Source organism: Streptomyces sp. NPDC014734 (assembly GCF_043083325.1).
In the GTDB taxonomy this organism is placed as follows: domain Bacteria; phylum Actinomycetota; class Actinomycetes; order Streptomycetales; family Streptomycetaceae; genus Streptomyces.
The window spans coordinates 330636-350005 of record NZ_JBIBYN010000005.1; the positions used below are offsets into that span (position 1 = coordinate 330636).

At 71.6% G+C, this 19370-nt stretch carries 12 protein-coding genes; 9 read left to right on the forward strand and 3 right to left on the reverse strand.

The window, feature by feature from the left end:
* Positions 1 to 11 precede the first annotated feature (11 nt).
* The 6 genes from ACF1CT_RS11975 to ACF1CT_RS12000 all read left to right on the forward strand — a co-directional run bounded on the left by ACF1CT_RS11975 (position 12) and on the right by ACF1CT_RS12000 (position 9612).
* A complete protein-coding gene (locus tag ACF1CT_RS11975) occupies positions 12 to 1259 on the forward strand; it encodes an acetyl-CoA carboxylase biotin carboxylase subunit family protein (protein ID WP_391783689.1) in 1248 nt (415 codons plus the stop codon).
* A complete protein-coding gene (locus ACF1CT_RS11980; protein WP_391783690.1) occupies positions 1252 to 1959 on the forward strand; it encodes an HAD family hydrolase in 708 nt (235 codons plus the stop codon). Before ACF1CT_RS11975 ends, ACF1CT_RS11980 begins: the two co-directional genes overlap by 8 nt.
* On the forward strand, positions 1956 to 3089 hold the full coding sequence (locus ACF1CT_RS11985; RefSeq protein ID WP_391783691.1) for a hypothetical protein: 1134 nt from the start codon (positions 1956 to 1958) through the stop codon (positions 3087 to 3089). The genes ACF1CT_RS11980 and ACF1CT_RS11985 overlap by 4 nt, the downstream gene beginning before the upstream one ends.
* Positions 3090 to 3149: 60 nt before the next feature.
* Positions 3150 to 4082 (forward strand): NAD-dependent epimerase/dehydratase family protein, encoded by a 933-nt coding sequence (locus tag ACF1CT_RS11990; protein WP_391783692.1) that lies wholly within the window; start codon positions 3150 to 3152, stop codon positions 4080 to 4082.
* A gap of 901 nt (positions 4083 to 4983) precedes the next feature.
* Positions 4984 to 7815: a LuxR C-terminal-related transcriptional regulator gene (locus tag ACF1CT_RS11995; RefSeq protein WP_391783693.1), complete on the forward strand. Its 2832-nt coding sequence runs from the start codon at positions 4984 to 4986 to the stop codon at positions 7813 to 7815.
* 135 nt (positions 7816 to 7950) lie between these two features.
* A complete protein-coding gene (locus ACF1CT_RS12000; RefSeq protein WP_391783694.1) occupies positions 7951 to 9612 on the forward strand; it encodes a flavin monoamine oxidase family protein in 1662 nt (553 codons plus the stop codon).
* A 106-nt stretch (positions 9613 to 9718) separates the two neighbouring features.
* Here the strand turns inward: ACF1CT_RS12000 and ACF1CT_RS12005 are convergent, their stop codons facing one another.
* On the reverse strand, positions 9719 to 11131 hold the full coding sequence (locus tag ACF1CT_RS12005) for a class I adenylate-forming enzyme family protein (RefSeq protein WP_391783695.1): 1413 nt from the start codon (positions 11129 to 11131) through the stop codon (positions 9719 to 9721).
* Positions 11132 to 11180: 49 nt separating this feature from the next.
* Entirely contained in the window at positions 11181 to 11861 is a 681-nt protein-coding gene (locus ACF1CT_RS12010) for a thioesterase II family protein (RefSeq protein ID WP_391783696.1), read from the reverse strand.
* A gap of 539 nt (positions 11862 to 12400) precedes the next feature.
* Here ACF1CT_RS12010 and ACF1CT_RS12015 point away from each other — a divergent pair.
* The 3 genes from ACF1CT_RS12015 to ACF1CT_RS12025 all read left to right on the forward strand — a co-directional run bounded on the left by ACF1CT_RS12015 (position 12401) and on the right by ACF1CT_RS12025 (position 15531).
* The gene (locus tag ACF1CT_RS12015) at positions 12401 to 13429 is read left to right on the forward strand and encodes an ABC transporter ATP-binding protein (RefSeq protein ID WP_391783697.1); all 1029 of its coding nucleotides are present in this window, start codon (positions 12401 to 12403) and stop codon (positions 13427 to 13429) included.
* Positions 13426 to 14481 carry an ABC transporter permease gene (locus ACF1CT_RS12020; protein ID WP_391783698.1) on the forward strand — a complete coding sequence of 352 codons (1056 nt, stop codon included), beginning with the start codon at positions 13426 to 13428 and terminating at the stop codon, positions 14479 to 14481. The genes ACF1CT_RS12015 and ACF1CT_RS12020 overlap by 4 nt, the downstream gene beginning before the upstream one ends.
* A 96-nt stretch (positions 14482 to 14577) precedes the next feature.
* Positions 14578 to 15531: an ACP S-malonyltransferase gene (locus ACF1CT_RS12025; protein ID WP_391783699.1), complete on the forward strand. Its 954-nt coding sequence runs from the start codon at positions 14578 to 14580 to the stop codon at positions 15529 to 15531.
* Between the two features lie 110 nt (positions 15532 to 15641).
* Here ACF1CT_RS12025 and ACF1CT_RS12030 read toward each other — a convergent pair whose 3' ends face one another.
* Entirely contained in the window at positions 15642 to 19346 is a 3705-nt protein-coding gene (locus ACF1CT_RS12030; RefSeq protein WP_391783700.1) for a type I polyketide synthase, read from the reverse strand.
* Between the last annotated feature and the right edge of the window lie 24 nt (positions 19347 to 19370).

Here is a 19370-nt window from a genome sequence, read left to right on the forward strand (position 1 = left end):
GGTGGAATCCCATGAGTGACCAAGCGGTGCTACTCGTCGTCTACGACACCGGCAGCCTCGCGCCGACCCGGCTGGCGCAGGCCGCCCGGGAGGTGGGCTGCGCACTGGTGTTCGTCGTCGCCGACACGGACCACGCGCGGGAGATGGTCCCGACCCTGGAGACGGTCGGCACGGTGGTGGACACCGCGGGCCTCACCGAGGCGGAGACCGTCGAGACCCTGCGCGCCCTCGACCCGGCGGGCATCATCACCTTCAGCGAGTTCCGGATCGCCGCCACCGTCCGGCTCGCCGCCGCGCTCGGCCTGCGCTACCACCGTCCGGCGGATGTGGACGCCATCACGCACAAGGACCTCCAGCGCGCCCGTTTCGCGGAGGCGGGTGTCGACACGGTCCGCTTCCGCACCATCACCTCGGCCGACCGGGTGGACGACGCCGTCGCGCACGTCGGACTGCCGGCCATCATCAAGCCCGTCATCGGCGCCTCCAGCCGCAACACCCGGGCGGTGACGACCCCTCAGGAGTGCCGCGCCGCCGTCGCGGAGGTCTTCGACGCGAGCGGCGACGGTCCCGTCGAGACGGCCGTGATGATCGAGGAGTTGCTGGTCGGGCGGCCGACCCCGGCACCGTGGGGCGACTACATCGCCGTGGACTGCGTGGCGGACGGGGACGACGTCCGGCCGGTCTTCGTCACCAGCAAGTTCGCGCTGGCACACCCCTTCCGGGAGCGCGGTGGTTACGGCGGCTTCTCGATGGTGTCCGAGGACGACGAGCGTGCCGTGCGGGAGCTGGCGTGCCGTGCGGTGCGGGCCCTGAACGTCCACGGTGTCGCCGATGTCGAGATCAAGCTGACCGCCGACGGCCCCCGGGTCATCGAGGTCAACGGCAGGCTCGGCGCCTGGGTGGACGATCTGGCCGTCCGTTCCGGCACCTCGGACCCGGCTCGGGTCGCCGTGGCCGCCGCGCTCGGCCGGCCGTACGAGACGCCGGAGATCAGGAAGGACGGGCCGATCGCCTTCCACTACCTGGTCGTACCGCCCGCCGGCGCACACCGGGTGGGGTCGATCCGCAACGTCTCGGCGCTGCGGAGGCTGCCGGACGTCGACCGGGTGACCGTACTGACCGAACCCGGCGCGTCGGTGGACTGGCGCATCGGCGCACGCGGCAACGCCGCGGCCGTCATCGGCACGGCCGCGACCCACCAGGACCTGGCCGCCACCGTGGCCGCCATCGAGAACGTGGACTGGATCGACTATGAGTGAACTGCTCGTCATCTGCGACCTGGACGGGGTCCTCGTCGACACGCAGGACGCCGAGAACGGCGCACTGGCCCACATCGGTGAACTGATGGGTCTGTCCCTCGGCAGGGAACGGCGTGACGAACTGTTCTCCGGCAAGAAGATGCAGGAATGCCTGGACCTGATGGAGGAGCTCACCGCGACGGCTCCGCCGCCGGACGCGATCGGGCTGGCCCGCGCCAGGTGCGAGGAGCTGATCGGCGACCGGCTGGAGCCCCTCGCGGGTGTCGCGGAGGCGCTCGACGCACTCGGCGCCCTGGCGCACACCGGCCTGTGCGTCGCCTCCAACAGCCCGCTGGAGATCATCACGAGCCGGCTGACGAAGGCGGGCATCCTGCACCACTTCGAAGGGCGGCTCTTCTCCGCGTACGACGTCGGGGCCTGGAAGCCGGATCCGAAGCTGTTCCTGTGGGCGGCCGAGCGGTGCGGCGCCGCCGTCGACGACTGTGTCGTGGTCGAGGACAGCCCCGTCGGCGTGGACGCCGCGCTCGACGCCGGTATGCGGGTCCTGCAGTACGCCGCCGATCCGGCGACGGGACCGCACCGCGACGGCGCCGTCGTCCTCCGGTCGATGCGCGACCTGCCCGCCCTGGTCGCCGCCGTGCGCCGTCCGGCCACCGCCCCGCACGCCCGTGTCAGCGCTCCCCTCGGAGGTACTTCGTGAACACCACACGCAAGATCATGGTCCTGGGCGCCGGGGATCTCGGCCGCCGGGTCTTCCACGAACTCGCGCGCGGCGACCGGCGCCGGCACGTCCAACTGGTCGGCCGGGACGAGGAGACGGTGCTGCGGGCCGCCAACCTGGCCCGCTTCTGCGGCCTGCAGCGCGGTCACACCCCCACCATCAGCCATGCCGTGACCGATGTGACGGATGCGGCGCGCACCGCGGAGCGGATAACCGCGTTCGGCCCGGACGTCCTCTTCCTCGCGGTCAGCCTCCAGTCGTGGTGGGTCATCTCCACGCTGGAGGAGTCGGCGTTCAAGCGGGTGTACGCCGCGAACTACGGTCCCTGGCTGCCGATGCACCTGGTACCGGTGATGCAGGCCATGGAGGCCGTGCGGCTGTCGGGGACGGAGGCGGTCGTCGTCAACGCCGCCTACCCGGACGCCGTGCACCCGGCGCTCGCCGCGGTCGGTCTGTCCCCGGACATCGGCATCGGCAACGTCGCCAACAACGTGCCGGGCATCACCGCCGCCGTGGCAGACGAACTGGGCCGCGATCCCTCGGACGTCGAGGTGCGGCTGGTCGCCCACCACTACGTCTCGCACCGGCTGTCCCGCCACGGCGACAGCGGTTCCGCGGCGATGGGCCTGGGCGTTCGCGTGGACGGCCGCGACATCACGGCGGAACTCGACGTCCCGGCCCTGCTGAACCGGCTGCCCGCCCGGTACCGCCGCACCGGCGGCCTGCCCGGTCAGGCGATGACCGCGGCGTCCGCGCTCAGTGTGCTGGAGCCGCTGGCCGACGGGCGGGACGCGCTCGTCCACGCGCCCGGGGCGGACGGCGCGCTCGGCGGCGGCCCGGTGGCGATCGAGTCCGGCAAGTTCCGCAGGCTGCTGCCGGACGGCATGACGGAGGAGCAGGCGCACGCCATCAACGTCTCGGGCCAGGTGCAGGACGGCATCAGCGAGATCCGCGCCGACGGCACGGTCGTCTTCGAGCCGTCGGCGATGGCGGTCATGACCGAGGAACTCGGTTACGCCTGCGCCGAGATGAAGCTCCCGGAGGCCCGGGACCGCGCCGTCGAGATCGCCGGGCGCTTCGAGGCGTACCGCGCCCGGACCTCCGGCTGAAAGGCCGTCGAGGACCGTCGGGCGACCCCCGCCCGACCCGAACCGGATGGAGGATGAGCTGTGAGACTGCTGCTGCTCGGCGGTACCGATTTCGCGGGCCGCTCGATCGCCGAGGCCGCCCGCGACCGGGGCTGGGACGTGACGGTCCTCCACCGCGGTGAGCACCCACCGCCCCCGGGGGTGACCGTTCTCCACGGGGACCGCACCGCGCCGGACGGTCTGTCCGCGCTCGCCACCGGCACGTGGGACGCCGTCGTCGACACCTGGTCGTCGGCGCCCCGCGTCGTCCGGGACGCGGCCCGGCTGCTCGTCGGCCGCGTCGGCCGCTACGCCTTCGTGTCAAGCCGCTCGGTGTACGCGTGGCCGATCCCGGCGGGGCTCGACGAGGACGGCCCGCTCGTGGCAGGGGACCCGGACGCGGAGGCGGACGACTACGCCGCGGACAAGCGGGGCGCGGAGTTGGCCGTCCTGCGGGAGTTCGGCCCGGAACGCACCCTGCTCCTGCGCGCCGGGCTGATCCTCGGTCCGCGCGAGAACTGCGGCCGTCTGCCGTGGTGGCTGGACCGGATCTCCCGGGGCGGTCCGCTGCTGGCCCCGGGACCGCGCGACACCCCGCTCCAGTACATCGACGCCCGCGACCTGGCGATATGGACCCTCGACGCCCTGGAGGCCGGGCTGCACGGCCCGTTCAACGTGGTGAGCCCGCCGGGACACACGACGATGGGCGACCTGCTCGACGCGTGTGTCGCCGTCACCGGCTCGGACACCGCGCTGGTGTGGACCGGCCCGGACACCGTCGCGGCGGCCGGTGTCTCCCCCTGGAGCGACCTGCCGATCTGGTGGCCGCCGGGCGGTGAACTCCACGACGCGCTGCACCGCGGCGATGTCACCCGCGCCCTGGCCACCGGCCTGGCCTGCCGCCCCGTCACCGAAACGGTGGCGGACACCTGGACCTGGCTCCGGGAGACGGCTCCCGCCCCGGCGGCCCCCTGATCCGGGGCGCCCCGGCGCCGAAGAACACCTCGTCCCCGGCGGGGCCGCGCGGACAGCCGCGCGGCCCCGCCGACGTATGACGAGTCCCTCCCCCCGCGAACCCGTCGGACCGTGACGCGACGCCCCGAGGACGCCGACGGCGAACCGCGACAGCTGCCCGATCCCTCCCGGCCGGGCACGACGCCCGCCCGGCCCCGCGGACCGCGCGGGACGGACCGCGATCCCGGGAACGTCGACCGGACGTAGTGGATATGGCCCCACTCCTGTCCACACATCGACGCGGACCAGGTTATTGGCACAGAAAAGGGCACAGGGTGAACCCCGCCCCGGGGAAGGGCCGATTTTCGCCTGTCGTAACTTTCACGTGAACTGGTGATGGAGCTACTGCCCGACGGCCGTGAAGCAATGGTGGAGAAATCAGCCAGTGGTGCGTGGAAATCGACGCTCCGACAGCGGTTCACCGGCTCGAATCCGACGCCGTGACATGCGGGATGACGTGCTCGACGGGCTTCGCGGAGCCCGATGTACGACTGTCAAGGACACATTCGAGCCCATCGTTACCCATCGCGGATTCGTCACAAACCGTGAAATGGACGACCTACGACCGGGGGGTCGGACACTGCTACAGTCCCCTCAGCCTCTCGGGACAACAGGTTTGCAAACACGGCCTGGTGTACGTCCCGCCGCCGAGGGCCGGGTGCTCTTGACCGGAGCATCACGCCGCCGGCACAGCTCAATACCGGAAGGAGTCGGGGCGGGCCCGAGGGCATGGGCAGTTCTGAGTACGGGGAGCGCGCTTTCTTCGGTCCCGGATATCCGTGGATGAATCGCATGTGCGCAGAGTGCGCGAGGACCTATCGCGCCCCCGGAAAGTCTTTATCGGGGGAAGGAGTTCACGCAGGTGTTGGTGGAGCGCGACGAGGAAATAGTTCGGCTCACCCGGCTGTTCGCCGGGGAGGGCGGCGAAACGGGCGGGCTCGGCGTCATCAGCGGTACCGTTGCCTCGGGCAGGACGGAACTGCTCAATCAGGTTTCCGACAACGCCGCCGCGAAAGGCGTCCGGCTGCTGAGCGCCGTCGCGTGCGCGTCGGAACAGGACTTTCCCTACGCGGTGCTGGAGCAATTGCTGCGCGGGGCGTCCTCACCACTGCTCGGACCGGAGTTCGCGGTCGCCGGGGACGAGGAACCGGGGCAGGTACCGCTGGGCGTGCTCCAGGGCTTTCACCGCGTGATCACCGGCCTTGCCGAATCCGGACCGCTGTTGATCGCCATCGATGACGTGCAGTTCGCCGACGCCCAGTCGCTCCAGTGCCTGGCCTACACCGTGCGCCGCTGCCGCGGCATGGCACTGACCACGGTGGTCACCCACCGTCCGAGGGCCGGGCACGCCGCCCCCACCACCCTGTACGAACTGCTGCAACAGCGGCAGATCTGCCACGTACGGCTGGGTCCGCTCACCGTCGCGGGCGTCTCCCGGCTGCTGACCGAGGAACTCGGCGCCGAGGTCGCACGACGCCACACCGCCGCCTTCCACGCCACCACCGGCGGCAACCCGCTGCTGCTGCGCAGCCTGCTGGAGGACCGCCTTTCCCGGCTCGCCCGCGACCAGCACCGGGACACGTCCGGGGACGGCACGGACGACGGCCCGGTGGTCGGGGAGATGTTCCGGCAGGCGGCCCTGTCGTGCGTGCACCGCTGCGGCGGCGCGGACCGGCTGCGCATCGCCCAGGGCATCGCGCTCCTCGGCGACGCCACCTCCCCCCGGCTGCTGAGCAGTCTGGTCGAGAGGGACGAGCGCACGGTGCGGCAGTCCGTGGCCGCCCTCGGCGAGGCGGGCATCCTCAAGGACACCGGGTTCCGGTGCGAGGAGGTCCGGACCGTGCTGCTGGACGACCTGCCCGGCGAGGAGCTCGGCCGGCTGCACCGCCGGGCGGCGCGTCTGCTGCACCAGGAGGACGCCGACCCCACCGACGTCGCCGAACAACTGCTGAGCCACGAGGCGGCGGCACCGAACGAGGAGTGGGTGTCGCAAGCCCTGCGGGAGGCGGCCCGGCTCGCGCTCGCCGAGGACCGGCCCGAGTTCGCCGTCCGCTGTCTGCAACTGGCGAGACGGTGCTGCACGGACGAACAGGAATCACTCATCATCCAGGCGACACTCGCCGACGCGCTGTGGCGGGTCAAACCACTGACGCAGGGACGGCGGATCCAGTCGCTGGCCGCGCCGGCACGCGAGGGGCTGCTTCCGCCCCTGCACACCCTGCGCGTGGCCACCGGGCTGCTGCGCATCGGCTCGCTGGACGACGCGGCCGCCGCCATCGGGCAGGTCACCCGGGCCCTGGACGGGGCTCCCGGCCCGGACCTGGCCGCGGAGCTGCGCACCCTCGGACTGAACATGTCCTGCACCTACCCCGGCGCCCCCGAGCTGCGGGAGTTCCAGGAGCTGCGGCGCGTCGTCGAGGGCGAGGGACGGCGCCGGGGCCTCGGCCGGACACCGGACCCCGACGTCGCCGACACCCCCGAGATCACCGCCCTGACCGCCCTGCGGCAGGTCATGACGGACGCCGCCGACGACTCCGCCGTGCAGGCCGCCGAACGGGTGCTGGAGAACACCCGGCTGAACGAGCGGACGGCGTACGCGCTCCGTGCCGCGCTGCGCACGCTGATCTACGGGGACCGCCTCTCCGCCGCGGCCACCTGGTGCGACAGGGTGCTGGCGGAGGCCGGGGACCGCTTCACCCGGGCGTGGCTCGCCGACTTCGAGGCCGTCCGCGGCCAGATCTCGCTGCGCAGGGGCCGGCTCCACGACGCGGCACGGTACGCGGAAGGCGCCCTGGAGCAGTTGCCCGCACGCGGTTGGGGGGTGAACGTGGGCATGCCGCTGGCGGTGCTGGTCGAGGCGCGCACCGCCATGGGCCAGCACGACGCGGTCGGCAGACTGCTGGCCCGCCCGGTGCCCGAGGCGCTGTTCCAGACCCGGTTCGGGCTGCACTACCTGTATGCCCGCGGGATGCACCAGCTCGCCACCGGCCGCCACCACGCGGCCCTCACCGACCTGCGCGCCTGCGGCGAGAGGATGACCGCCTGGGGTCTGGACTCCCCCTCCGTGGTGCCCTGGCGGCTGGGCATCGCCGAGACCTGGCTGGCGCTGGGACACAAGGAGAAGGCGGCGCGGATCGCACAGGAGCAGCTCGACCTGGCTCCCCCCTCGCTGCCCCGCACCCGCGGTTCGTCGCTGTACGTGCTCGCCGCGACCCGGCCGGTCGCCGAGCAGCCCGCGCTGCTCCAGCAGGCGCTCGACCTGCTGCAGAGCGGCGACAGCTGGTACGGGATGGCGCGCACGATGGCGCAGCTCGCCGAGGCGCACAAGCAGCTGGAGGACGCGGACCAGAGCCGGCTGATGACCCGTCGGGCCTGGCGGCTGGCGGACGGCTGCGGCGCCGAGGAGCTCTCCCGCTCGCTCCAGCGCACCCCTGGCCGGGGGCCGGCCGAGACGGTCGGCGCGGGGCCGGTGGGCGGCGAGCCCGGGGCCGGGTTCTCCTGCCTGTCCGACGCCGAGCGGCGGGTCGCGGCACTGGCCGCCTCCGGGTACACGAACCGTGAGATAGCGGCCAAGCTGTTCATCACGATCAGTACCGTGGAACAGCACCTCACCCGTGTCTACCGGAAGATCAACATCAGTCAGCGGCGTGATCTGCCGGCCGGTCTGGGCGCCGACGTGGCGCACACCGCGTAGAGCGTCCCCGTACCCTTCCGGCGACGTGCCCCGACCGTTCGTGGCACGTCGCCAAGGGGCGGCTAGGGGTTGTTGCCCCGATCGGCCCGCCCCTAGCGTGAGATCGTCTTCGGCACGCCCCCGAGAGGTTCTCCCATGACGTCAGCCACTACGGCTGCGACGACGATGCTCGTGCCGGATTTCCCTTTCTCGTACGACAGTTGGCTGCGTCATCCGGCGGGTCTCGGCACGCTTCCCGCCGCTGCGGCGGGTACCGAGGTCGCCGTGGTGGGCGGTGGGATGGCCGGTTCGACGGCCGCGTACGAACTGATGCGGCTGGGACTGCGTCCGGTGCTCTACGAGGCCGAGCAGCTGGGCGGGCGGATGCGCTCGGTTCCCTTTCCCGGGCATCCGGAGCACGTGGCGGAGATGGGGGCCATGCGCTTCCCGGTCTCCGCGCGCTCGCTGTTCCACTACATCGACCTGCTCGGGCTGCGGACCCGCCCGTTCCCCAATCCGCTGGCGCCGTCCACCCCGAGCACCCTGATCGACCTGAACGGCGCCCGGCACCGGGCGTCCTCCGTGGCCGAACTGCCCGGCGTCTACCAGGAGGTCGCCGACGCCTGGGAGAAGGCGCTCCAGGAGCGCGCCGAGCTCTCGACGGTCCGCGACGCCATCCGGCGACGGGACGTGGAGACGCTCAAGGCGGTCTGGAACCGGCTGGTGCGGGACTACGACGACCAGTCCTTCTACGGTTTCCTGGCGACCTCGGGCGCCTTCCAGTCCTTCCGTCACCGGGAGATCTTCGGACAGGTCGGCTTCGGCACCGGCGGCTGGGACACCGACTTCCCCAACTCGGTGCTGGAGATCCTGCGCGTCGTCTTCACCGAGGCGGACGACAACCACCGGATCATCGAGGGCGGCTCCCAGCAGGTGCCGATGGGGCTGTGGGAACACCGGCCGCGGCGACTCGCGCACTGGCCGCGGGGCACCTCGGTCGCCTCGTTGCATCCGGACGGCCGGCCCCTGCCCGCGGTCACCCGGCTGCGGCGCACCGCCGAGGGCATCCGGGTCACCGACGAGAGCGGCCGGGCCCGGGATTTCCCCGCCGTCGTGTTCAGCCCGCATGTGTGGGCGCTGCTCAACCGCGTCGACTGCGACCCCGCGCTGCTGCCCACCGGGCACTGGACGGCGGTGGAGCGCACCCACTACATGGGGGCGTCCAAGCTGTTCGTGCTGGTCGACCGCCCGTTCTGGCGGGACCGTGATCCGGTCACCGGCGCCGATGCGATGAGCATGACGCTGACCGACCGCATGCCGCGCGGGGTCTACCTCTTCGACGAGGGCCCGGACCGTCCCGGTGTGATGTGCCTGTCGTACACCTGGAACGACGACTCCCTGAAGGTCGCCACGCTCCGCGCCGAGGAACGGCTGGAGGTGCTGCTGTCCCGGCTGGCGGAGGTGTATCCGGACGTCGACATACGTTCCCATGTCATCGCGGAGCCGCTGGCCGTGACCTGGGAGACCGAGCCGCGCTTCATGGGCGCGTTCAAGTCCAACCTTCCCGGTCAGTACCGCTATCAGCGACGGCTTTTCACCCAGTTCGCGCAGGAGGACATGGAGGCGGCGCAGCGCGGCTTCTTCCTGTGCGGCGACGACGTGTCCTGGACCGCGGGCTTCGCCGAGGGCGCGGTGACCACGGCCCTCAACGCGGTGTGGGGGGTGCTGAACCACCTCGGTGGGGTCACCCATGCGGACAATCCGGGCCCCGGCGATCTGTTCCACGCGCTGGCGCCGGTGGAGCTGCCGTACGGCTGATCGTCCGCCGGGGCCTTCCGTCACGGGCACCGGCACGGGAGAGGGAGCCGGTGGCGGCGGTGATCCGCCACCGGCTCCCTCGTCCTCGCCGTCCGGGGCCGTACGGTTACGGCTGTTCCCCGGCCAGTTTCTCCAGCGCCTTCTTGTCCGGCTTGCCGTTGCGGTTGAGCGGGAACGACTCCAGCACCACGACCCGGTTGGGCTGTTCGTAGGCGGGCAGTACCTCGCACAGCCGGTCGCGCCAGTGCGATGCCTCGCGCAGTTCCTCGTCCTCGACGAAGAAGACGAGTTGCGCGCCGCGTCGGTCGTCGGGGAGCGGAACGATGCGGGTGGATATGTGCGAGACGGCGGCCTTGCGCTCGATGAGCTCGGGGTAGAGCGTGTATCCCATGCGGTGGACGGCGAACTTGCGGCCCAGGACGTAGAGGTTGTCCTGCGCGTCGAGGTATCCGAGGTCGCCGGTGGTCTGCCAGCCGGTGGGGAACGAGTCGATGCCGCCGTCCTCGGCCAGGTGGCCCTCCAGCGCGTCCGGGGTGTCGACCTCGATCTCTCCGGCCTCCCCGGGAGACACCGGGATCCCGTCCTCGTCCACGATCCGCAGCTTGATGCCGTCCATGGCCCGGCCGCAGGAGACCGGGTTGTCGAGGGTGGCGAACGCGATGTTGCCGAGTTCGGTGGAGCCGTAGCTGTCCAGCAGCGACAGCCCGAACTCGTCGACGTAGCGGTCGGAGAGCGTGCCGTCCAGCGGGGCGGCGCCGGAGCAGAACATCCGCACCGACTCAAGCTGGGCGCGCAGCGCGGGTTTGCGGCGGACCAGGTTGAGGATGGAACGGTAGCTGGAGGGGGTGGCGTCGACGACGGTGGCGCCGGTCCGTCCGGCGAGCTGCACCGCGCGGTCGAGCCGCTTGTACGGGGCGATGACCAGCGAGCACTGCCGTATCCAGGCGATCAGCACCATGGAAAGACCGTACTGGTGGGCGAAGGGCAGCAGCGGCATCAGGACGTCGTCCGGCCGGTGGCCCACCTGGTCCGCGTTGCGTTCCAGGTTCTTCAGGAATTTGGCGCCCGACTTGACGGCGGCCTTGGGCCGGCCGGTGGAGCCCGAGGTCCACATGATGAGGCCGTCGGGCCGGCTTCCCCATGGGGTGAAGTCCAGCCGCAGGCCGGCGCCGATCGGGCGGCCGACGGCGGGGGCGATCAGCTCGTAGAGGTGTACGGCACGGGTCTCTTCGTCGATCGGCGCGTCGTCGTCGACCAGTGCCATGACGGCGCCGGTGCGCAGCGCGATGCGGCGGGTCTCGGCGGCGTGTTCCTGCTGGTCCACCAGCACGATGGAGGCACCCACGTGCATCAGTGCGAACAGCACGCTGACGTAGGCGGCGGAGTTGCCCGCCTTGAGAATGACGCGGTCGCCCTCGGACACCCCGCGCTCACGGATCACATCGGCCACACGCAGCGCGTCCTGCTCGAAATCTGCGAGGGTCTGCGCCGAGTCGACTGCAAAGATCTTCGCGGTCATCGGTCGTACTCTTCCTCTTCCTCTGTGGAGTACGGGCAGCCGCGGACCCTTACGGCCCCTGGACGCCCTTGTCGTCGGCGCCGATTTCCCACTCGGCATCGAGGTTTGACTGGGAGAGCAACTGGTCGTGCACCAGATTGACGACCTCTCTCCGGCTCGCGTCGAGACAGCCGCGGGCCCCGGGGAACACTTCGAGGTCGAACCGTCCGCGGGTGCACCGCCGCCAGGCCCGTACGGCGTGCAGCGGGGTCTTCGGGTCGCGTTCACCGGCGAGCGCGACGACACGGCAGGCGAGTACCGGCGGGCCCAGTGGGGTGTCCCGTCGGCCGGGGTCCCGCTGCGCGGCGCTCCCGGAGACGAACAGGGTGAGCACCGCCGACTCCGACTCCCGTTCCAGGCGTTCGGCGACGCGGTAGGCGAGGGCGGCTCCGGCCCGGTGGCCGAAGAGCGCGACGGGCCGGCCGGTCCACTCCCCCAGGACGTCGAGGACCCGGTCCACCAGTTCCGGCGAGTCGGCGACGTGGTCGCCCTGTCCACCGTCGATGTCGGGCAGGTACTGGACCACGAGCACCTCCACTGTGGGCAGGAGCAGCTCCGAGAGGGAAAGGAAATACGCGGTGGAATCGGCGCATTCGGGAAAGCAGATCAGCCGGAAGCTGCTGGGCGTCTCCGGCTGCACGATCCGAATGAGGTTGACACCATCGGGCTCGACCTGGCTCAACGAATACATCCCCGATGCCGGTTGACCCCGTCGGCGTCTGTGGCGCCGGTCGTCCCGGTGGTCGATGCCTTCATGAGTGGATCTACACCTTGCCGTCGTCGCCGCGAAGCCTCGACGCGTTACCCACCCTCCCCCTTGCCATTACTTTCGGTAAAGGGCCGTTCGGTAAAGAGCTATTCGAAGCGCTCACGCCGCAAGGCTACGAGTCCGCATCCGGGTGCCACAACCCCTAGTAACCGCTATCCCGGGTACGTGGTTGCGTCCGCTCGACGCGGGGTATTCCATCGTCGCCGCAGGGGTGCCAGAGGTGTAAATTGATGAATTCACCGCCCATACCCGGCACTCCCCTAGGACCCCCTAATCCGAGCGGGCGGCCCCTAGTTGTCGAGGTCACCCCTGCCGTCGGGTTCACGGTGCGTGTTAGAACTGGACACGTACGTTTTCCGTAATCCCATAATCGGTGCGCGACAGCGCAGCAGGTCGCCTTTGGTCTGTTCTGGCACAACACCGCGCTGCCGTCTCGTGTTCCGTCCGATACACAGGCATCGATGGATACATCACACACCATGGATTTCGCCGTCATCGTCGACGGCCTCAAAAAGCATTATTCCGGCCGCCCCGCACCCGCGGTGGACGATCTGAGTTTCACGGTCAACCACGGCGAGGTCTTCGGGTTCCTCGGGCCCAACGGGGCCGGCAAGACCACCACCATCGGCATCCTCACCACCCGGGTCGCGCCGACCGGCGGGCGGGCGTTCGTGCAGGGGGTCGACGTGGTGGCCAAACCGGCCGTGGCCCGTCAGTCCTTCGCCGTCGTGCCGCAGCGGAACAACCTCGACCGTTCCCTGACCATCCGCCAGAACCTGACGTTCCACGCCGGGTACCACGGGCTGTCTCGGGTGGAGCGCAACAAGCTCGCCGACGAGAGTCTGGAGTGGGTGGGTCTGGCCGACCACGGCGACGCCCGGGCGGATCAGGTCTCCGGCGGTCAGGCGCAGCGGGTGATGATCGCCCGTGCGCTGATGCACCGTCCGAGAGTGCTGTTCCTGGACGAGCCGGCCACCGGCCTCGACCCGCAGTCGCAGATCTTCGTCCACGAGCGGGTGGCCGAGCTCAAGGAGCGCGGCGTCACGGTGGTCATCACCACGCACAACATGGAAGAGGCGGCCAAGCTGTGCGACCGGGTCGGGATCGTCGACCACGGCAAGCTGTTGGCGCTCGACACCCCGCAGGCGCTGGTCGACACCATCAGCGACACCGCGCTGACCGTCACGGTGCATCCGCCGTCCAACGGCCTTGACCACGCGCTCTCGCTGATCCGCAGCATCCGGGGCGTGGCACGGGTCGAGACGTTCCAGCAGGATGACGACGCCCTGGTGGACAGCCTGCTGGAAGGCGGGGCGAGCATCGACAACAGCGTCCGGCTCAAGGTCTACAGCGATGCGCCGTCCTCGGCCATCCTGCCCACGTCCATCAAGGCCCTCACCGACGCCGGTTGCGGGATCAAGGATCTGAGTGTCAGCCAGGCGACCTTGGAAGACGTCTTCGTCGAGCTGACCGGAAGAGAGCTGCGATGACCACCTCCGCGACCCCTTCCACGCCTGCCGGGGGCGCCAGGCCCTCCGGCGGTGGGGCCGCCGGTGCGGCAACGTCCGGCACGGGCGACAAGCCGTCCGGCGCGGACACCCTCGTCATCACCGCCGTTCCCGCCGCGAACAAGACAGCGCCCGGGCCAGGGCCCGTCGTCGGCACGACGCCCGGCCCCGCCGGGCCGCCCGGCCCCGCCGGCCCGAAGACGACCATGGACTCGGCCCGTTCCCCGGGCGCCAAGGGCGGCCGGCACCGGCGCCGGGCGGGCCGCTGGCGGACGTTCTGCTTCATCCTGTGGCGGGACATCTTCGTCACCGGCCGGGAGATCGCGCCGTTCCTGGGCCAGGTGCTGGTCGAGCCGTTCTTCATCCTGTTCGTCTTCGGCAAGGTGCTGGGCGAACTCGGCTACACCACGCCCGGCTTCGAGCAGGTGCTGCTGCCCGGTGTCGTCGCGCTGAACAGCTTCCTCGTCGCGTTGCAGAACACCGCACTGCCGCTGGCCATCGACTTCTCCTGGACCAAGGAGATCGAGGACCGGCTGCTGGCGCCGATCCCCACCGCCCTGGTGGCGGTGGAGAAGGCGATCTTCGGTGCGATCCGCGGTCTCATCGGTTCGCTGATCATGATCCCGATCGGGCTGCTGCTGCTGGACAACGTCTCCTGGCCGTTGCACACCCTCCCCCAGACACTGGGCATCCTGAGCCTCGGTGGTCTGGTCGGCGGGTGTGTCGGGCTGACGCTGGGGACCCTGGCACCTCCGCGCCACATCAGCATCGTCTTCGCCATGACGCTCACCCCGATCATGTTCACCGGCGCCACCCAGTTCCCGTGGCAGAGCCTGTCGGACATCCGTTGGTTCCAGATCCTGTGTGCCTTCAACCCGCTGACGTACGTCAGTGAGGCGATGCGCGGGCTGCTGCTGCCGCCCGAGGGCCCGGACTCGATCCCGTTGTGGATCTGCATCTCCGCCATCGGTGTCGCCTGCCTGGTCTACGGCTTCATCGGCATCAGGGGATTCAACAAGCGGGCGCAGGACTGACCGCGAACCACCTGTGCACGACAACGAGGGGCCTGCCCGCGCAGGCCCCTCGAACGCGTTTTCTCCCACCCGTCCAGTAGTGAGGACACACCGACCATGACGGCAACCGAGCAGACCGCGGCCGGGCGGCCCAGGACCGCCCTCGTCTTCCCCGGCATGGGGCCGTCCGCCTTCGCCGAGGTGGGCAGGTTCCTGGTGCTCGACCCCTTCGCCCGCAAGCGGCTGGCCGAGGCCGACGAGGCGCTGGGGTACTCCGTCTTCGACCGTCTCCGCGATTCCGAGGGCGACTACTCCGAGGCCACACAGATCGCCTTCCTCGTCAACTCGATGGCCTCGGCCGACCGGGCGGTCGAGGAGCTGGGCATCGTCCCGGAGATCTGCGTGGGCCCCAGCTTCGGCCAGAAGGCGGCCACCGCGTTCGTCGGATCGCTGCCCTTCCCCGAACTGGTCAGGCTCACCGCCGAGATGGCCCGTTGCGAGATCGCGTACTTCACCGAGGAGTACCGGGACGCGGTCACGCACACCTTCTTCCGGACCCCGCAGGACGAACTCGCCCTTCTGCTGGCCGAGTTCGACGAGCGCGGCGAATGGTACGACTACTCCGGCCACCTCGACGAGGGCTTCTGCATGGTCTCCCTGCGGGAGAAGGAGCTGGCGGAGCTCAAGCGCCGGGTCAGCGCGATCGGCGGCTACTCGATGTACACCATGGCACCGGCGGTGCACGCGCCCGCCTTCAAGGAGCTGCGGCGCCGCGTCGAGGAGGACGTCCTGCCGAAGTACGAACTCGCCGATCCGGGGCTGCCGGTCGTCACCGACCAGGACGGCACGGTCGTCCGGACCGCCGACGAGCTGCGCACCATGCTGCTGGACACCTTCGACCGGCCCATCCACTGGCCCAGGGTGGTCGACGCCCTCAAGGCCGACGGCGTGACGAGGCTCTGCATCACCGGCCCCGACAACCTCTTCCACCGCCTGGACCGCACCAAGTCCAACTTCGAGGTGGTCAGGGTGGGTCCCGCCAAGCGGGGCCGGCCGCCGCGCCGGCGCTGAGAGCCTGTCGAGCCCGTGGACGCGACCGGACGGCACGCGAAGAGGGCCGGAGCCCGCACCCCCGAGATTTCGGGAGGTGCGGGCTCCGGCCCTCTTCGCGTGCCGTTGTGTCAGGCCGCCAGCCAGTCCGTCACGGCTCGTGCGGTCGTCGCGGCGTGCTCCTCCATCATGGTGAAGTGGTTGCCGGGCACGTCCAGCACGGTGTGCGCCGAGTCCCAGTACGCGCGCCAGTCACCGCCCTCGCCACGCGTCCAGTCGAACAGCCGCTCCCCGGCCCGCACCAGCAGCGTCGGCGTCTTGATCTCACGCGGCCGCCACGCGCCGAAGAGCCGGAAGTAGGCGCCCATCGCCAGCAATCGGGCGTCGTCGACCGGCACGTAGCTCTCGCTCCGCTCGTCCACCCCCGCGGTCAGACCGGGCTGGATGCCGGTGGCCGCGTCCGCGTCGTGGGAGTAGATGTCGAGCAGCACGACCCCCTCGGGGAAGACGCCGCGGCTCTCCAGCCGCGCGGCCACCTCGTGGGCCAGCATGCCGCCCGAGGAGTGGCCCAGCAGCACGAACGGGCCGCCGTCCGCCTGCCGCAGCACCGCCTCGGCCAGCACCTCGACGACCGCCTCCGCGGTCGCCGGGAGCTGTTCCCCGGCGACGAAGCCGGGGTTGGCCGCGGCCCAGACGTCCCGGTGGCCCCGGAAACCGGCGGCGAACCGCGCGTACTGGTGCGGGCCCGAGATGGACAGGATCGACGAGAAGCAGATCAGCGCGGGCGGCGCCGACTCCGTCTCGCCGCGCGAGAGCCGCACCGGGGCGGGGGTCCGGGTCAGCTCGGCGGCGGCGCCGAAGGACGGCCGGAAACGCGAGACGTCCATCAGCAGGCGGGTGAACTCCTCCTGCCGCCCGGACTCCCCGGCCTCCCGCAGCATCGCACCGAACACCCCGTCCCGCCCGGCCCCGCCGTCCGGCTCCTTCCCCGCGTCCGCCGGGGCCACGGAACCGGTCACCGCGTCGGCGAGGTGCTCCAGCATGTGCCGGGCGACGAGGGTGGGCGTGCCGTGGTCGAACAGCAGCGTCGGGGGCAGCCGCAGCCCGCTTGCCGCGTTGAGCCGGTTGCGCAGCTCCACCGCGGTCAACGAGTCGAAGCCCAGCTCCAGGAAGCCGCGGTCGGCCCCGACCGCGTCGGCGTCCGCGAAGCCCAGGACGACCGCTGCCTGCGCGGACACCAGCTCCCGCACCACACCTTCCCGCTCGGCCTCGGCGAGCCCGGCGAGCCGCTGCGCCAGCGAGGGGCCGGCGAGGTCCACGGGCGCGGCCTCGACCGTGCGCCGCCGGGCCCCGCGCACCAGGCCCCGGAAGACGGCGGGCAGCGCGCCCGCGTCGGCCTGGGCGCGCAACGGCCCGAGGTCCAGGTGCAACGGGATCAGCAGTGACTCCCCGTCCACCGCGGACGCCGTCCACGCCGCGTCGAACAGCTCAAGTCCGTCCGCCGAGGACAGCGGCGCCATCCCGGACCGGGCCATGCGCCGCACGTCCGCGTCCGCCATGTCGCCGGTCATCGCCGAACGCTGCTCCCACAGGCCCCAGGCCAGCGAGAGCGCGGGCAGTCCCGCGGCCCGCCGGTGCCGGGCGAGCGCGTCCAGGAAGACGTTGGCGGCCGCGTAGTTGCCCTGGCCCGGTGCGCCGAAGGTTCCGGCGGCCGAGGAGAAGAGCACGAACGCGGTCAGGTCGAGGTCGCGGGTCAGCTCGTGCAGGTTGCGCGCCGCGTCCACCTTCGGCCGGAAGACGCTGTCGATCCGGTCCGGGGTGAGTGCGGGGATGAGCCCGTCGTCCAGCACCCCGGCGGTGTGCAGCACCGCCCGCAGCGGCCGGTCCGCCGGAACGTCGGCGAGCAGCCGCGCCAGTGCGTCGCGGTCGGCGGCGTCACAGGCCGCGACGGTCACCTCGGCTCCGTGCGCCCGCAGTTCGGCGACGAGTTCGGGCACGCCCGCGGCCCGGTCGCCGCGCCTGCTGGTGAGGAGCAGGTGGCGCACCCCGTGCTCGGCGACAAGATGCCGGGCCAGCAGTCCGCCGAGGACCCCGGTGGCGCCGGTGATCAGCACCGTGCCCTCCGGGTCGAACCGCGGTGTGTGCTCGGGCGTCTCGTCCGCGACCCGGGTCAGCCGCGGTACGCGCAGGCCGCCGGCGCGGAGTGCGAGCTGCGGCTCGCCGGAGGCCACCGCGGCGGGCAGTGCCTGCCCGGACGCCTCGTCGTCGTCCAGGTCCAGGAGCAGGAACCGGTCCGGGTTCTCCGTCTGCGCGGTGCGCACCAGGCCCCACACGGGGGCGTGTGCCAGATCGGGCACGTCCGCGTCGGCGGTGGTGGCGACGGCGCCCCAGGTGACGAACGCCAGCCTGGTCCCGGCGAAACCCTCCTCCGCGAGCCAGGTCTGCACGTCGGCGAGTACGGCGTGGGCGGCCCGCCCGGCCGCCTGTGCCGTGTCTCCGGTCGTCTCCGCGGCACAGGGGATCAGGACGAGTCCGGGCACGGGCCTGCCGGAGGCGATCAGTGCGGCGAGTTCCGCCAGGTCCGTGTGGTGCTCGCAGCCGATCCCGGCCGCCTCCAGCGCGGCGCCCAGGCCCACGCCGTCGGCGCCGACCACCGCCCACGGCGTGGTGGTCCGTGCCACGACGGCCGGGGCGGGCAGTGACGGCCAGTCCAGCCGGAACAGCGAGTCGTGGTGGGCGATCCGGGCCGCGCGCAGTTGCTCGGGGGCGATGCGCCGCAGTACCAGCGAGTCGACGGTCATGACCGGGCCGCCCGCCTCGTCGGCCACCGTCAGGGCGACCGCGTCCGGCCCGGCCGGGGCGACGCGCACCCGCACGGCCGAGGCGCCCGCGGCGTGCAGACCCACGCCGCTCCAGGAGAACGGCAGGCGGATGCCGTCCGTTTCCGCGCCGAGGAAGTCGCCGAGCGGCACCCCGTGGAGCGCGGCGTCCAGCAGTGCCGGGTGCAGCCCGAACAGGGCGGCGTCGGAACGCTGTCCGTCCGGCAGCCGCAGTTCGGCGAAGACCTCGTCACCGCGGCGCCAGGCGGCGCGCAGGCCCCGGAACGCCGGGCCGTAGCCGAACCCGCCGTCCGCGAACCGCTCGTACAGTTGGTCCACGTCGACGGCGACGGCGTCCGGCGGCGGCCAGGCCGCGAGTTCGCCGGTCGGCCGCACCGCCGCGTCGGCCACGAGTACGCCACTGGCGTTGCGGCTCCATGGCTGGTCGGCCCGGTCCTCCGCGCCCGCCCGCTGTTCCGCGCGGGAGTGGATCTCCAGGGTCCGGCGCCCGGTGGCGTCGGCGGCTCCGACGAGCAGCCGCAACTGGACCCCGCCGCGCTCCGGCAGGATCAGCGGCGCCTCCAGTGTCAGTTCCTCCACCAGATCGCAGTCGACCTGGTCGCCCGCGCGCACCGCAAGTTCGACGAAGGCGGTGCCCGGCACCAGTACGGTGCCCGCGACGGCGTGGTCGGCGAGCCAGGGGTGGGTCTGGAGGGAGAGCCTCCCGGTCAGCAGGACGCCGTCCGAGTCCGGGAGGTCGACGGCCGCGCCGAGCAGCGGGTGCCCGGCGGCGCCGAGTCCGGCGGAGGACACGTCGCCCACCGTCGAGACCGGAACCTCGATCCAGTAGCGCTGGTGCTGGAAGGCGTAGGTGGGCAGGCCGACGCGTCGGGCACCCGTTCCCGCGTAGACGGCGTCCCAGTCGACGTCGACACCACGCGTCCAGGCCTCGCCCAACGACAGCCAGAACCGCTCCAGCCCACCCTCACCACGCCGCAACGACCCCACCACAGCCACATCCCGCCCCACATCCTCCGCCGT